The 14,386-nt window shown below is 64.5% G+C and carries 13 protein-coding genes; 6 read left to right on the top strand and 7 right to left on the bottom strand.

The features are described from left to right. Window positions 1-4: 4 nt before the first annotated feature. Together rlmB and cysS are read right to left on the bottom strand one after the other, a co-directional pair. Window positions 5-943: a 23S rRNA (guanosine(2251)-2'-O)-methyltransferase RlmB gene (gene rlmB / locus BEP01S_RS05525; protein WP_039208448.1), complete on the bottom strand. Its 939-nt coding sequence runs from the start codon at window positions 941-943 to the stop codon at window positions 5-7. A 60-nt stretch (window positions 944-1,003) separates the two neighbouring features. Continuing rightward, entirely contained in the window at window positions 1,004-2,455 is a 1,452-nt protein-coding gene (cysS, locus tag BEP01S_RS05520) for a cysteine--tRNA ligase (protein ID WP_062241279.1), read from the bottom strand. A gap of 247 nt (window positions 2,456-2,702) precedes the next feature. On the opposite strand from cysS, the gene BEP01S_RS05515 reads away from it, so the two are divergent. The 5 genes from BEP01S_RS05515 (at window position 2,703) to BEP01S_RS05500 (ending at window position 8,066) form a co-directional block, all read left to right on the top strand. Further along, window positions 2,703-4,262 (top strand): sodium-dependent transporter, encoded by a 1,560-nt coding sequence (locus BEP01S_RS05515; protein ID WP_062241277.1) that lies wholly within the window; start codon window positions 2,703-2,705, stop codon window positions 4,260-4,262. Window position 4,263: 1 nt separating this feature from the next. Beyond that, window positions 4,264-4,377, top strand: coding sequence for a methionine/alanine import family NSS transporter small subunit (locus tag BEP01S_RS16550; protein WP_082819455.1), 114 nt, complete (start codon window positions 4,264-4,266; stop codon window positions 4,375-4,377). 342 nt (window positions 4,378-4,719) lie between these two features. Continuing rightward, the gene (locus BEP01S_RS05510) at window positions 4,720-5,811 is read left to right on the top strand and encodes an S-(hydroxymethyl)mycothiol dehydrogenase (protein WP_039208442.1); all 1,092 of its coding nucleotides are present in this window, start codon (window positions 4,720-4,722) and stop codon (window positions 5,809-5,811) included. Next, window positions 5,811-6,482 (top strand): MBL fold metallo-hydrolase, encoded by a 672-nt coding sequence (locus tag BEP01S_RS05505; RefSeq protein ID WP_039208439.1) that lies wholly within the window; start codon window positions 5,811-5,813, stop codon window positions 6,480-6,482. Before BEP01S_RS05510 ends, BEP01S_RS05505 begins: the two co-directional genes overlap by 1 nt. 171 nt (window positions 6,483-6,653) lie before the next feature. Next, window positions 6,654-8,066: an amino acid permease gene (locus tag BEP01S_RS05500; protein ID WP_244882103.1), complete on the top strand. Its 1,413-nt coding sequence runs from the start codon at window positions 6,654-6,656 to the stop codon at window positions 8,064-8,066. Window positions 8,067-8,130: 64 nt separating this feature from the next. Here BEP01S_RS05500 and BEP01S_RS05495 read toward each other — a convergent pair whose 3' ends face one another. Genes BEP01S_RS05495 through BEP01S_RS05485 form a run of 3 tightly spaced genes read right to left on the bottom strand, consistent with a single transcriptional unit; the run spans window position 8,131 to window position 10,986 of the window. Continuing rightward, a complete protein-coding gene (locus BEP01S_RS05495) occupies window positions 8,131-9,132 on the bottom strand; it encodes a hypothetical protein (protein ID WP_062241275.1) in 1,002 nt (333 codons plus the stop codon). Window positions 9,133-9,190: 58 nt separating this feature from the next. After that, window positions 9,191-10,510 carry a 2-C-methyl-D-erythritol 2,4-cyclodiphosphate synthase gene (gene ispF, locus BEP01S_RS16545; RefSeq protein ID WP_444542034.1) on the bottom strand — a complete coding sequence of 440 codons (1,320 nt, stop codon included), beginning with the start codon at window positions 10,508-10,510 and terminating at the stop codon, window positions 9,191-9,193. After that, a complete protein-coding gene (locus BEP01S_RS05485; RefSeq protein ID WP_025779034.1) occupies window positions 10,504-10,986 on the bottom strand; it encodes a CarD family transcriptional regulator in 483 nt (160 codons plus the stop codon). Before BEP01S_RS05485 ends, ispF begins: the two co-directional genes overlap by 7 nt. A gap of 352 nt (window positions 10,987-11,338) precedes the next feature. Here BEP01S_RS05485 and BEP01S_RS05480 point away from each other — a divergent pair, with 352 nt between their 5' ends. Beyond that, window positions 11,339-11,914, top strand: a complete 576-nt coding sequence (locus BEP01S_RS05480; RefSeq protein WP_062241273.1) for a hypothetical protein — start codon at window positions 11,339-11,341, stop codon at window positions 11,912-11,914. 150 nt (window positions 11,915-12,064) lie between these two features. On the opposite strand, the gene BEP01S_RS05475 is transcribed toward BEP01S_RS05480, so the two are convergent. Then, entirely contained in the window at window positions 12,065-12,748 is a 684-nt protein-coding gene (locus tag BEP01S_RS05475; RefSeq protein ID WP_039208435.1) for a response regulator, read from the bottom strand. Further along, entirely contained in the window at window positions 12,745-14,172 is a 1,428-nt protein-coding gene (locus BEP01S_RS05470; RefSeq protein ID WP_062241271.1) for a sensor histidine kinase, read from the bottom strand. The genes BEP01S_RS05475 and BEP01S_RS05470 overlap by 4 nt, the downstream gene beginning before the upstream one ends. Between the last annotated feature and the right edge of the window lie 214 nt (window positions 14,173-14,386).

Here is a 14,386-nt window from a genome sequence, read left to right as displayed (position 1 = left end):
GGGGTCAGGCGCGGCGGGCTCGGGCCACCTCGTAGAGGGAGACGGCCGCGGCGATGCCGGCGTTGAGCGACTCGGTGGTCGCGGCGATCGGGATCGACACGATCTGGTCGCACTTCTCCGAGATGAGACGCGACAGGCCCTTGCCCTCGGAGCCGACGACGATGCACAGCGGATCGCGGGTGAAGGTCAGCTCCGGCAGGTCGACGTCACCGTCCATGTCGAGACCGACGACGAAGACGTTCTGCTTCTTCAGCTCGTCGATCGCCCGCGCCAGGTTGACAACCTGTGCCACGCGGATGCGCGATGCAGCACCGGCGGAGGTCTTCCACGCCGCGGCCGTCATCGAGGCGGCGCGGCGTTCGGGGATGATCACGCCGTGGCCGCCGAAGGCCGCCGTCGACCGGACGATGGCACCGAGGTTGCGCGGGTCCGTGATCCCGTCGAGCGCTACAATCAGCGGCGTCTCGGCCCGGTCTGCCGCGAATTCGAGCAGGTCGGAGGGGTCAGCGTAGTCGTACGGCGGGACCTGCAGGGCGATACCCTGGTGGATCGCGTCGTCGGTGAGCCGGTCGAGGTCGGGCTTGCTCGCTTCGAGCATCGAGATTCCGCGCTGAGTCGCCAGAGTGATGGATTCGCGGACCCGGTCATCGGCGTCGATGCGTCCGGAGACGTACATCGCGGTGGCCGGAACGCCCTCGCGCAGAGCTTCGAGGACCGAATTGCGCCCGGCGACCATATTCGGTCCGAGCTCCTTCTTCTTCCGCTTCGCCTGCGCCGAGGCGTTCGAGTTCTTGCGCTGCTGCGCGGCCTTGTGCGCCTTGTGATAGACGCGGTCCTCGGCCTTGGGCGTCGGCCCCTTGCCGCGCAGGCCGCGTTTGTTCTTACCGCCCGACCCCTTGGTCGGGCCCTTCTTCGAACCGCCGGAGCGGGGATTGGAAGCCATCTGAATCCTTCAAGTTCGTTGGGGTCGCGAGCTCATGCCCGTGACCGAAGATCGTCGTCCTCAGCCCTCGCCGAGGTGGTAGCGGTACCCGTCGGCCGTGTCCTCGATGATGACGCCGGCCGCAGCCAGTTCGTCGCGCAGGGCATCCGCGGTGGCGAAGTCCTTCTCCGCCTTCGCCTCGGCCCGTCGCTTGGCCATGGTGGCCACGAGGGAGTCGAGTGCGGATTCCGCCTTGGCGTCGGTCGCCGATCCCGCCCAGACCTCAGCGCTGGGATTGACGCCGAGGATGTCGAGCATGAGCTCGACTTCGGCGACGATCCGCGCCAGCTCCGCCCGGTCGCTGCCGGAGTCGAGGAGCTTCGCTCCTTCGCTCACGGATGCGAAGACAACGGACAGCGCACGCGGCACACCGAGGTCGTCGTCGAGGGCCGCGGCGAATTCGGCGGGAACGTCGACGCTGCGTCCGGCGTAGGAGTCGCTGACGTCCGGCAGCGCCGGGGCGTCCGCGCCGAGTTCCTGGCGAGCGCGCTGGAGGAAGTTCTGGAGTCGTTCCAGTGAGGCCGCGGAGCGTTCCATCGCCTCGTTCGAGAAGTCGAGGATCGACCGGTAGCTCGCACCGGTGAGGAAGTAGCGCACGGCCAGCGGGCTGAATGTATCGAACAGGTCGGAGGCGAAGACCGAGTTGCCCAGGGACTTCGACATCTTGTCCCCGCCCACGTTGAGCAGGCCGGAATGCATCCAGATATTCGCGAACTGGTCGCCGGCGGCACGGGACTGCGCCAGCTCGTTCTCGTGATGCGGGAAGCGCAGATCGAGTCCGCCGCCGTGGATGTCGAAGTTCGACCCCAGGTACTTCGTCGACATGGCCGAGCACTCGATGTGCCAGCCCGGTCGGCCCCGTCCCCACGGCGAGGGCCATGACGCGGTGATCGGCTCGGTGTCCTTGTGCGCCTTCCACAGCGCGAAGTCCCGGGCGTCCCGCTTCCCGCGCAGCTCGGTGCCTTCGGACAGCTCCATGTCCTCGAGCTTCTGGTTCGTCAGTGCCCCATATTCGCTCCACGAGGCGGCGTCGAAGTAGACATCGGCACTGCCGTCCTCCGCAGGGTAGGCGTGTCCGGCCTCGATGAGGCGGGAGATGAGTTCGATCATCTCGGTGATGTGCCCAGTCGCACGCGGTTCACTGCTCGGCGGCAGCACGTCGAGGGCGTCGTAGGCGGCGGTGAAGGCGCGTTCGTACTTATACGCGTGAGCGAACCACTCCCGCCCCTCTTCGATCGACTTCGACAGGATCTTGTCGTCGATGTCGGTGACGTTGCGGACCATGGTCACTCGATAGCCGCTGTAGAGCAGCCAGCGCCGCAGGGTGTCGAACACCGAGGCCGACCGCAGGTGGCCGATATGGGGTTCGCCCTGCACCGTGGCACCACAGACATAGATACCGACCTGACCGTCGTTGACGGGGCGCAGTTCTTCGGTCGTGCGGCTGGCGGTGTTATAGAGCGAAATAGTCACACCCCAAGTCTACCGGGCCAAGGCGCTTTCGCTGTTTCTGAGAATTCGATACTAGACTGTTATGCGGCTCACGTGATGCGCGGCACATCGCACAGTGAATTCCCAGTAAAATGGCATCAAGCAATGAAGCTCGACTCGAGAGTCCTTCTCGCCATTCGGACTTCATACCGGGCCACCGTTCTCACAGACGAAACTTCGGTGGCCACATACGATCGCGACGATCCGCGATCGGTCAAGAAAGGACATCATGTCACCCAAGTCATCACCCCAGAGGGAGGTCTTCGTCTCCCGTGGCGCGTTCATCTTCGCGGCCATCGGTTCGGCGGTCGGCCTCGGCAACATCTGGCGCTTCCCGTATGTCACGTATGACAACGGCGGCGGCGCGTTCATCATCCCCTACCTCATCGCACTGCTGACAGCAGGCATTCCGCTGCTGTTCTTCTACTACGCGATGGGGCACCGTTCGCGCGGATCGGCGCCGCTGGCCCACAGAATGGTCCACAAGGGCGCAGAGCCCATCGGCTGGTTCGCCACCGGCGTCGCGATCATCATCGGCATCTACTACGCCGCGATCATCGGCTGGGCCGGCTCCTATATGTTCTTCTCGCTCACCGAGGCATGGGGTGACGATTCCGAAGGCTTCTTCTTCGGCGAATACCTCAAGTTGGGTGACCCCGGAATCTCCCTCGAATTCGTTCCCGGAGTGCTCATCCCGGTCATCCTCGTCTGGGTCGTCGTGCTGGCCATCCTCCTGATGGGTGTGCAGAACGGCATCGCGAACTTCTCGAAGGTCTTCATCCCGCTGCTCATCATCCTCTTCCTCGCTCTCGTCATCCGGTCGCTGTTCCTGCCCGGTGCCGCCGAGGGACTCAATGCGCTGTTCACTCCGGACTTCAAGGCGCTGAAGGATCCGGGCGTGTGGATCGCGGCCTATGGACAGATCTTCTTCTCGCTGTCGATCGCCTTCGGCATCATGATCACCTACGCCTCGTACCTGAAGAAGAAGACGAACCTCACCGGTTCGGGCCTGGTCGTCGGCTTCTCGAACTCCGCGTTCGAGATCCTCGCCGGCATCGGCATCTTCGCCGCACTCGGCTTCATGGCCAAGGCACAGGGCGTCGAGGTCGCCGATGTGGCCTCCTCGGGCATCGGCCTGGCCTTCGTCGGCTTCCCGACGCTGATCTCGGAGATGCCGGGCGGAGGAATCTTCGGATTCGTCTTCTTCGCCTGCCTCGTCTTCGCCGGACTCACCTCGCTGATCTCGATCATCCAGGTGCCGATCCAGGCGCTGCGCGACAAGTTCCGCGTCAGCAACAAGGCTTCGACCGCATGGATCGTCGGCGCCATGGCCGTCGTCTCCATCCTGCTCATGCCCACCATCACGGGCCTGTATGCACTGGACACGATGGATGCGTTCGCGAACAACGTCGGCATCGTCGGTTCGGCGATCCTGTCTATCGTCGTCGTCGGCTGGGCGATGCGGAAGCTTCCGGTCTTCAGCCGTCACCTCAACGCGGTCTCGAGCTTCAAGCTCGGTCCGATCTGGATGACGCTCATCTCGATCACCGGCGTCGTGCTCGTCTACATGCTCATCACGCAGATCATCACCTACGCCGTCGAAGGCTACGAGGGCTACCCGCCGCTCGTCCTCGGCGTCTACGGCTGGGGCATGATCGGCCTCCTCGTCGTCGGATCCATCATCCTCACCTTGGTCAAATGGCCGAAGGAGACGATCGATGAGATGGAGACGGCCGTCGCCGATTCCGTCGCCGAAGAGAACCTCCGCACCAACAACAAGGGAGTCTGACATGGGCACATCAGCAATCGTCATGATGGTCATCGCAATGGTCACCGTCTGGGGCGGCCTCGCCGCGGCGCTTCTGCACCTGCGCAAGCACCCCGACGAAGACGTCGCCGAGTGATCACTGCGGGGTGAACCCCACCCCGTGATCTCGTCCGGCTGAGTCGGATCCGCAGCGCCGCCTCGGCGACGTTGATCCGCTCACCCTCACCGAGGCGGCCCGATGCTTCCCCAGCATCGGGCCGCCTTCGTCATTCCACCGTCCCCTGCCCGCGGACAGCCCACCACCGGACCTGTCCCACCCATTCCCGGGCCGTCGTCTCACCACCGGTTCCGCCACTGGTCGAGCCCAGCATGCTTGGCTAGGGTGGGGGCTGTGAGCACCCCGTCCGGGAGTGCACTCAGTCCACGTCGGGTGTTCCCACCAGTGGAACCCCGTCGCCGAAGACATTTAGGAGACGCAATGCCACAGACAGTCAAGGGCGTCATCTCCCGCAGCAAGGGAGCCCCAGTCGAACTCACCGACATCGTCATTCCGGATCCGGGTCCGGGCGAGGTCGTCGTCGATGTGAAGTCGTGCGGCGTCTGCCACACTGACTTCCACTACCGCGAAGGTGGAATCAGCGACGACTACCCGTTCCTGCTCGGCCACGAGTCCGCCGGTGTTGTCTCCGAAGTCGGCGAAGGCGTCACCGAGGTCGCCATCGGAGATTTCGTCATCCTCAACTGGCGCGCCATCTGCGGCGACTGCCGTGCGTGCAAGCGCGGTGAGCCCTGGTACTGCTTCGACACCCACAATGCTTCGCAGAAGATGACCCTGACCGACGGCACCGAGCTCGAAGCAGCTCTGGGCATCGGCTCATTCGCCGAGAAGACGCTCGTCGCCGCAGGTCAGTGCACGAAGGTCCCCGAGGCGGACCCAGCAGTCGTCGGTCTGCTCGGCTGCGGAATGATGGCCGGCATCGGTGCCGCCATCAACACCGGCGAGGTCACCCGCGGCAAGACCGTGGCCGTGATCGGCGCCGGTGGAGTCGGCTGTGCGGCGATCGCCGGTTCGGCCCTGGCCGGAGCCGGGACGATCATCGCTCTCGACATCGATGCGAAGAAGCTGACGTGGGCGAAGGACCTCGGCGCCACCGACACCGTGGACACGAAGGGCATGAGCGAGGACGAGGTCGTCGCCGCGATCCAGGAGCGCACCGGTGGCTTCGGCGCCGATGTCGTCATCGACGCCGTCGGACTCCCCGCCACTTGGCGGCAGGCCTTCTACGGCCGCGACCTCGCAGGCACCGTCGTCCTCGTCGGCGTGCCGACCCCGGAGATGGAGCTCACGGTTCCGCTGCTCGACGTGTTCGGCCGCGGCGGCAAGCTCAAGTCCTCCTGGTACGGCGACTGCCTGCCCGACCGCGACTTCCCGATGCTCGTCGACCTCTACCAGCAGGGACGATTCCCGCTCGAGAAGTTCGTGTCCGAACGCATCGGCATCAACGATGTCGAGTCCGCTTTTGAGAAGATGGCCAACGGCCAAGTCCTACGATCGGTGGTGGAACTGTAATGACAGCTATTGAGCATCTCGTCACGTCAGGGACGTTCTCCCTGGACGGGGAGACGCACAACGTCGACAACAACGTGTGGATCATCGGCGATGATTCCGAGGTCATCGTCATCGACCCGGCCCATGATGTCGATGCGATCGCCGAGGCTGTCGGATCCAGAGACGTCAAGGCCATTCTGCTCACGCACGGTCACGACGACCACGTCGGAGTCGTCCGCGACTTCGCACAGCGGGTGGGAAATCCGACCGTGTACCTCAACCCCGATGATTATGTGCTGTGGGATATGACCTATGAGAACTACCGTCCCGACGGACAGATCGCCCACGGCGACACCTGGAACGTCGGCGGCATCAAGCTCAAGGCCCTACACACGCCCGGCCACTCCCCCGGTTCGACGTGCTTCTTCGTCGAGACCGGTCTGCCGGCTCCCGCATCGGCCGGCGCCGGTCGGGCCGTCGGTCCGGTGCTGTTCTCCGGAGACACTCTGTTCAACGGCGGTCCCGGAGCCACGGGTCGTTCGCATTCGAGCTTCGAGACGATCATCGAATCGATCCGCGATGTGCTCTTCCCATTGCCAGAGGCGACAGTCGTGCTCACCGGGCACGGTGATTCGACGTCGATCGGCGCAGAGAGCCCGGCCCTCGAGGACTGGATCAAGCGCGGTCACTGATCGGCCTTTGGTCAGTCGATGGCCGTTCGTCGGCTCTGACGCAGATCGCGTCAACGGCTGGCCGCTGATCTGACTCTGAATCAGCGATGCAACTCGCAGACGCGGGTCGCGACCCACACGGGTCCGCGACCCGCGTCTTTGCGTCTCAGCCCCGACGGATAGACTCTTCGGGTGCCTGAATCACAGTCTTCGCAGCCCGCCGAGTCCGCGTCCGCCTCGGCCGCCGGCTCTTCCGCCGCCACGTCCAACGGTCTCAAGGTGGGGATGAAGCCTCGCCACCTGGTGATGATGAGCCTCGGCTCGGCGATCGGCGCCGGTCTCTTCGTCGGCTCCGGTGCCGGAGTGCAGGCGGCAGGACCCGCCGTGCTCATCTCCTACGTCGTTGCGGGCCTCATCGTCATCTTCGTCATGCGGGCCCTCGGCGAACTCGTCGCCGCCGATCCGAATCCGGGTGCGTTCTCGCACTATGCGGGCAAGGCCATGGGCCCGGCAGCGGCCTTCGCCGTCGGTGCCCTGTGGTGGGTCCAGCTGTGCCTCGTCGTCGCCGCCGAGGCCACCGCCGCCGCACAGATCGCGGCCTCCTATATTCCGGCTGTCCCCCAGTGGGTCATCGCCTTGGCGATCATGCTCGTCTTCACGGCGATCAACCTCACCACCTCGGGCAGCTTCGGTGAGTTCGAGTTCTGGTTCTCGCTCATCAAGGTCGCCTTCGTCGTCCTCTTCGTCGTCCTCGGCGCCGCGTACCTGTTCGGCTGGACACCGGCCGAACCGCCCGCACAGCTCTTCGCCGACGGGTTCATGCCCACCGGCATACCCGGCATCGCCGCCGGTCTGCTCGTCGTCGCCTTCGCTTTCGGCGGCATCGAGATCGTGGCGGTTGCTGCGGCCGAGACAGCGAACCCCGAACGCAGCGTCTCCCAGGCAATCAAGACGATCGTGTGGCGCATCCTGTTCCTCTACATCGGGTCCGTGGCGATCATCGTCCTCGTCCTGCCGTGGACGGATGACCGCCTGGCCGAGTCCCCGTTCGTGGCCGTCCTCGAGACCGCAGGTCTGCCATTCATCGCCTCGCTTCTGGCCGCTGTCATCGTCATCGCGCTGCTGTCGTCGATGAACGCGAACATCTACGGGGCGTCCCGGATGTCGTTCTCGATGTCGCAGCGGTCGATGCTTCCGCGTGGGCTCGGCCGCACCAACCGCCGGGGCGTGCCCGTACCTGCGGTGCTGGCCACCTCGGCGTTCGGCTTCGTCGCTGTCGCGCTCAACTACTTCTGGGCCGCCGAAGTCCTCGGGGTCCTGCTCAACATCGTCGGCTCGACGCTCATCGTCACCTGGGTCGCGACGCTCGTTTCGCAGATCGTGCTGCGTCGTCGCGCCGAGGCGGCCGGCCAGTCCCTGCCTCTGCGCATGTGGGGCTACCCCTGGCTGTCGTGGGTCACCTTGGCCGGAATCGCCGTGATCATCGGGCTCGGCCTGACCGTCGAATCCGTGCGCTTCCAAATCGTCGGTACGCTCATCTTCGTCATCGCGCTCTACCTCATCGGCATCGTCGTCACGAAGCGCCACCCCAACGCAAAGGTCTGAATCAGCCTCTCGCCTCCAACGCGAAGAGCTGAGGTCAGACGTTCGCCTTCGACGCGGCGATGAGTCAGCGGCTCTCGTCCATCGCGGCAATAAGCTCCCGCAGTGCGATCGCGGGGTCTGCAGAGTCGGCCGCGTCTGAGGACGGGGCCCAGCCGGCAAGCATGTCCCGAGTCTGACCTTGGTGCCTGGCGAAGTGCCTGCCCGCATATTTCGTGACGTCGATCGGCACGGTGCGCTCCAGCGCTTCTAGCACTACCCGAGCGGCGAATCCGAACACCGGGATCGGCACACCGAGGCGGCCGCGCACGGCTTCGCTCGCGGCCTTCGCAGGTCGGTCGAGATGTGATTTCAGTGCGCCCCAGTTCCCGTCGTGGACGCTCAGTTCGGCGACGAAGGGAAGGAACACCGTCGGCGGCAGCACCACGGCTTCCATCGGCACCGAAAGGACGAGTCGCCCCAGTCCGCGGACGAGCGGACGCACCGCGCTCCATGGCCCGGCGACGAGGAACCGTGGTGCACCGGCAGGCGCCCAGAACCTCACTTCGCGTCCGGGTTCGACCGTCCTGTCAGTTTGGCGCATACCTGAGTCCTGCGCACCCGCGGTCAGCGCAATTGGCTCCAGTCGTTCGGACAGGAACGCGGGCCCGAACACGACCACCTCGGTGCCGGGAAATTCGGCGCGTGCTCGTTCGAGGTCTCCTTCGACCTGGCTCGTGGTCGCGATGAACCTTGGCGAGATGTCCCGGATCGCCGAGACCACCTCCGGGTCGAGATCACCCGGCCGAGTGGTGAGCACTATGAGGTCCCAGCGTCCCGCAGCGGCGGCTTCGACCCAGTCTGTGATCGTCACGCGCCGAGTCGCGGCCACTCGAGTCACCGACCAGCTGCCATGATCCGCTGTTGTCTGACCGGAGTCGGTCGGGTCGAAAGTGCTGACGCGACGGGGAAGAGCCGCCCGTCCGTTGGGACCGGCCGAGCGGGAGACGACGGCGACCTCGTGGGAATCGGTGAAGAGCGCGGCACCGGCGATGCCGATGGCACCGGCTCCTTGGAAGAGGACTCTCACTGCTGGCTCCCTTCACTCAGCTCTCGTGACTCGGTTCCGGATACTTAGTTCGCGCCGCTCAATTCGTGTGGATCAGTGCGGTAGCGATGGCGGCGATTCCTTCGCCGCGACCGGTCAGCCCGAGACCGTCAGATGTCGTGCCCGATACCGACACCGGCGCTCCCGCTGCAGCCGACAGTGCTTGCTGCGCCTCGGCACGACGAGTGCCGATCTTCGGCCGATTGCCGATCACCTGGACGGAGATGTTACCAATCTCGAAGCCTGCCTCGCGGACGATGCGGGCCGCTTCGGCGAGCAGCGCTGCACCGGAGGCGCCGTCGAATTCCGGGCGGTCGACGCCGAAGTGCTCGCCGAGGTCGCCGAGCCCCGCCGCGGAGAACAAGGCGTCGCAGCAGGCGTGGGCTGCCACATCGGAGTCCGAATGTCCTTCGAGGCCTCGTTCGCCCGGCCACAGCAGCCCTGCGACCCAGAGTTCGCAGGCGGAATCGGCTGAGAAAGCATGCACATCGACACCGGTGCCTGTGCGGGGAATGGGCTGTGTCATCGCTGCTCCTTCGTAACGTTTCCGGGCAAGCTGTTCAGCGAGGATGAGGTCGAGCGGGTAGGTGATCTTCAGCGCCTCTTCGTCACCCTCGACGGCAAGGACATCGACACCGAGGCGTTCGACCAGTCCCGCGTCGTCCGTCGGAAGCGCACTGCCCGCCTGGCCGGTATCACCGCTCGCAAACTGTTCATAGGCTCGCAGCAGCACCTCGGCGCGGAACCCTTGAGGAGTCTGCACTCGGCGAAGCCCTGCCCGGTCGAGGTCTCCCCGAACTGTTGCCCACGAACCAGCGCTCTCGAAACCGTCAAAGCCCTCGGCCCCGTCAGCCCCGTCGACTACCTCGGCTCCTGCGGGATCCACGTTCGGTTCCACACCCATGGCCGGGTCAGAAATCGCCCGCCTTACGGTGTCGACCATCGGCAGAACCGGAATGACCGCCTCGGCGCCGGAGTGCAGCGCGTCAACAACTCGCGTGAACACATCTGGCGGGGTCAGACACCTCGCGGCATCATGGACGAGAACGTATTCCGAGTCACCGCTAAGTTTCAAGGCTGTTTGCACTGAGGAGATGCGATCATTACCACCTGCTACGGCTGTAATTGAAATTGCGCATTTCATTCGTGCGGTCACCTCGGCGATTTCTTTGCGTGCGCGCAAAAGAAACTCCTCGGGAGCTGCCACCACGATTGTGGAGGCGGCTCCCGAGGAGATGATCGTCTCGAGGCTGCGGGCCAGAAGGGTCCGTCCGTTCACACGGACGAAGGCCTTCGGCTCACTGCAACCCAGACGGGATCCCGACCCTGCGGCCGGGATGATGACACAGGTGCTCAGGATGCGAGCACTTCGTCCAGCAGAGCTTCTGCTTCGGACTCTTCCTTCTTCTCGGCCAGTGCGAGTTCGGAGACGAGGATCTGACGAGCCTTCGAGAGCATGCGCTTCTCGCCGGTCGACAGGCCGCGGTCCTGCTCGCGACGCCACAGATCGCGGACGACTTCGGCGACCTTGATGACGTCACCGGACTGCAGCTTCTCAACATTGGCCTTGTACCGACGGGACCAGTTCGCGGGCTCTTCGACGAATTCGGCACGCAGGACGTTGAAGACCTTCTCAACGCCTTCTTCACCGACGACATCGCGCACACCCACCAGATCGCAATTCTCTGCGGGGACCTCGATCACGAGATCGCCATGGGCGACCTGGAGCTTGAGATACAGCTTCTCCTCACCTTTGATGGCACGTTTCTTGATTTCTTGGATTGTCGCTGCACCATGATGTGGATAGACAACAGTGTCGCCGACCTGGAAACTCATATTCTCTTCAAACCCCTTTCGCGGAATACCAGTTTACCATGAGGCTCGCCACAGAAATCGTTCAGGGTAACGAATCTTCATGCTAGGCTCCGCCTCTACCGCACCCTGGGAACGGGCCTTCTGTCGTCTCTGCCAGCGGAAATATCGCGAGAGGGCGCATTGCCACCAAGGTCGGAAGAGAACCTCGACGGGTCGTGATGCCGGTCGGACTTCGTCCCCTCTTCACCGAAACTTCAACTGCGACGCGCCCGAACGTCGCAGAACCTCGTCCACTCCGAGCACCCGGTTCTACAGCAGGTCAAAAACCGGGTAGTATACAGACTGATCTTGTATTGCCACTTCAAGGAGCATAATGAAACGGCACAATCGCGCGGCTCTCGCCGTTGCCGCACTCGCTCTCGTTATCCCCGTCAGCGGATGTGCAAGCCTGCTGTCTCCCCACCAGACTGCCGAATACCATTACAACGGCGGCGATGGGGCTTCGGGTTCCGTCGGCGACGTCGAAGTCCGTGGGCTCATGCTCATCACGGATGAGAAGGGCTCCGGTCCGGCTCAGCTGTTCTTCACTCTCATCAACAAGGGTGACTCCACCGCCAAGGTGTCCGTCGAGGTCGCCGACACCACGGTGAGCGAATCGATCAAGGCCGGCGACACCTTCGTCCAGGACCCGAAGAGCCCCGAGACCTCCTCCAAGGAAGTCGTCACCGTCGACAGCCTCAAGGCCAAGCCCGGCGACCTCGTCGACGTCACCGTCAAGAGCGGCAGCGACGAGAAGGTCATCGAAACTCAGCTCCTCACCAATGCTCTGCCGTACTACGAAGAGTACGTGCCGTCGGACTCTTCGTCGGACTCGCCGTCCGAGTCCCCGTCGAACATGCCGAGCGAGGATGCCGGTTCCGCAGAGGGAACCGCTGCAGCCAACGGCTGATCAGCCCTTCTCAGACACGGGACCCGGTCCCGCGCGAGAGCACAGAAGGAGCCGCTCACATGACGTGAGCGGCTCCTTCTGCATTCACTGTCGGCCAGTCGATCCCGACCTCGTCCCAGCGGAGGCCTCAGCCCCCGCCAGCCGACTTCCTCAGGCCTCGAACTTGTACCCGAGTCCGCGCACCGTGGTGAGCAGACGCGGTTCCGAGGGATTCTCCTCGATCTTCGCACGCAGGCGTTTGACGTGGACGTCGAGCGTCTTCGTATCGCCCACGTAGTCCTCACCCCAGATCCGGTCGATGAGCTGACCGCGGGTCATCACGCGGCCTGAGTTGCGCACGAGGATCTCGAGCAGCTCGAACTCCTTGAGCGGCATGGACTGCTCTTCACCGCGCACGGACACGACGTGGCGTTCGACATCGATGCGCACTCCCCCGGCTTCGAGCACGGACTCGTCCTCGAACTCCTCGGTCTCGACATTGCGTCGCAGCACCGCTCGCACGCGCGCCAGCAGCTCGCGTGAGGAGTACGGCTTCGTCACGTAGTCATCGGCGCCGAGCTCAAGCCCCACGACCTTGTCGATCTCCGAATCCTTGGCCGTGAGCATGATGATCGGCACATTGGATTTCGCCCGCAGTTCGCGGCACACCTCGGTGCCGGAAGCACCGGGCAGCATGAGGTCGAGCAGGACCAGATCGGCGCCGGTGCGGTCGAACTCCGCCAGAGCCTTGAGCCCGTCATCGGCGACCGTCACCTCGTACCCTTCCTTACCGAGCAGGTACGACAGCGGGTCCGAGAACGAATCTTCGTCCTCGACAAGCAGAATACGAGTCACGTTGTGAGCTTCCTTTGTTCGCTTTCTTCGGTCAGATTCTTGGGTGAGTCGGCGGTCGCCCCGCCGTCTCCATTATCTCCAGCGGAGGCTTCCTTGTCGCCGTTCGGTCCGCCATCGGTCGCCGAGGCGGTCCCAACCGGACCGTCGTCGTCCGCCGAGACGGTCCCAGTGGGTCCTTCGTCGCCCGCCGAAGAGGCGCCCGTGGGCCCGTCCTCTTCCGCCGAGGCGGTCCCGGCCGAGTCCGCGGAATGCTCGATGAGAACCCCGGCTGGGGCCGAATCGGCGGCGGAGGCGTCAGCTGCGGTTCCTGCCAGAGGGAGCACGATGGTGAACGTCGACCCCTTGTTCAGCCGGCTCCACACCCGCACCTCACCTCCGTGGGTGGCGACGATGTGCTTGACGATGCTCAGTCCCAGCCCGGTGCCTCCGGTGATCCGAGACCGGGCCGGGTCCACTCGGTAGAAGCGTTCGAAGACGCGTTCGGTGTCCTGAGCGGTCATGCCGATGCCCTGGTCGGTCACGGCGATCTCAATGCGCTCGTCGACGAGGTCGACTCCGACGCCGACGCGGGTGCCCTCCGGCGAGTAGTTCACCGCGTTATCGATAAGGTTGCGCACTGCGTTGACGAGCAGTTCGTAATTGCCTTCGATGAGCAGGTCGCTCGGCGGGGAGACCTCGATATGGATGTTCTTGCCCTCCGCCCCGGTTCGGGCACGGTCAGCGGCATCGTCGACCACCTCGGCGACGGAGATCTTCTCGGTCGTCGCGGGAGCGGCGTGGTCCTGAACCCGAGAGAGGTCGATGATCTCCTGCACCAGCTGGGTCAGCCTCTTCGATTCCCGCTGCATCCGTCCACCGAAGCGTTCGACGGCGGCCGGGTCGTCGGCGAAGTCGGTGACAGCCTCGGCGAGCAGTGCCATCGCACCGATCGGCGTCTTGAGTTCGTGGGACACGTTGGCGACGAAGTCGCGGCGGACGGCGTCGACGCGCTTGGATTCGGTCTGATCGTCGCAGAGGACAAGGACGAAGGAGGTGCCCAAGGGGGCGACGCGGGCATGGAGATAGCGGAGCACGGATTCGGACTTCTCCCGTGTCTGCTCGAGGTCGATCTCTTCGATGAGACCGCGGGCGCGGACGCGGCCGACGACCCGAAGCATCTCGGGAGACGCGAGCGAGTGGCCTCTGACCAGGCCGAACGTGTACGCGGCAGGGGACGCTTTGACGACATCGTCACCGGCGTCGATGACGATCGCAGCCGACGGCAGGACGGCCAGAACTTCGGCGATGCCCTCGGGCAGATCGTCCTCGGAATGCAGATCGGCAGCATCGCGGGAGCGTTCACTGAATCGGAACGCAAGAATTCCCGCTATACCCAGGCCCAGGCCGACGACGCCGGTCAGGACCGCCACTACTAAGAGATCCACAGTCTCCAGCTTAGGCGTTGTCCATCGTCCCGGCGCACCGAATTCACTTCTGCTGGCAGTATTTGCCGAGGAATTCACCTTCTCGTCTGGAGTAGTTCACCCGATCGTGCGATGCTGACGTCTGTGTGCCTGCGTTCCCCATCGTTCCCGCCTTCCGCTTTCCCCCGCTGAGGGTGCGGACCGGAAGCGCCGGCACTCCTCAAGACACCACCAA

This window comes from Brevibacterium epidermidis NBRC 14811 (assembly GCF_001570805.1).
In the GTDB taxonomy this organism is placed as follows: domain Bacteria; phylum Actinomycetota; class Actinomycetes; order Actinomycetales; family Brevibacteriaceae; genus Brevibacterium; species Brevibacterium epidermidis.
Note: the sequence above shows the minus strand (reverse complement) of the source record. Positions and strands in the feature narration are given on the sequence as shown.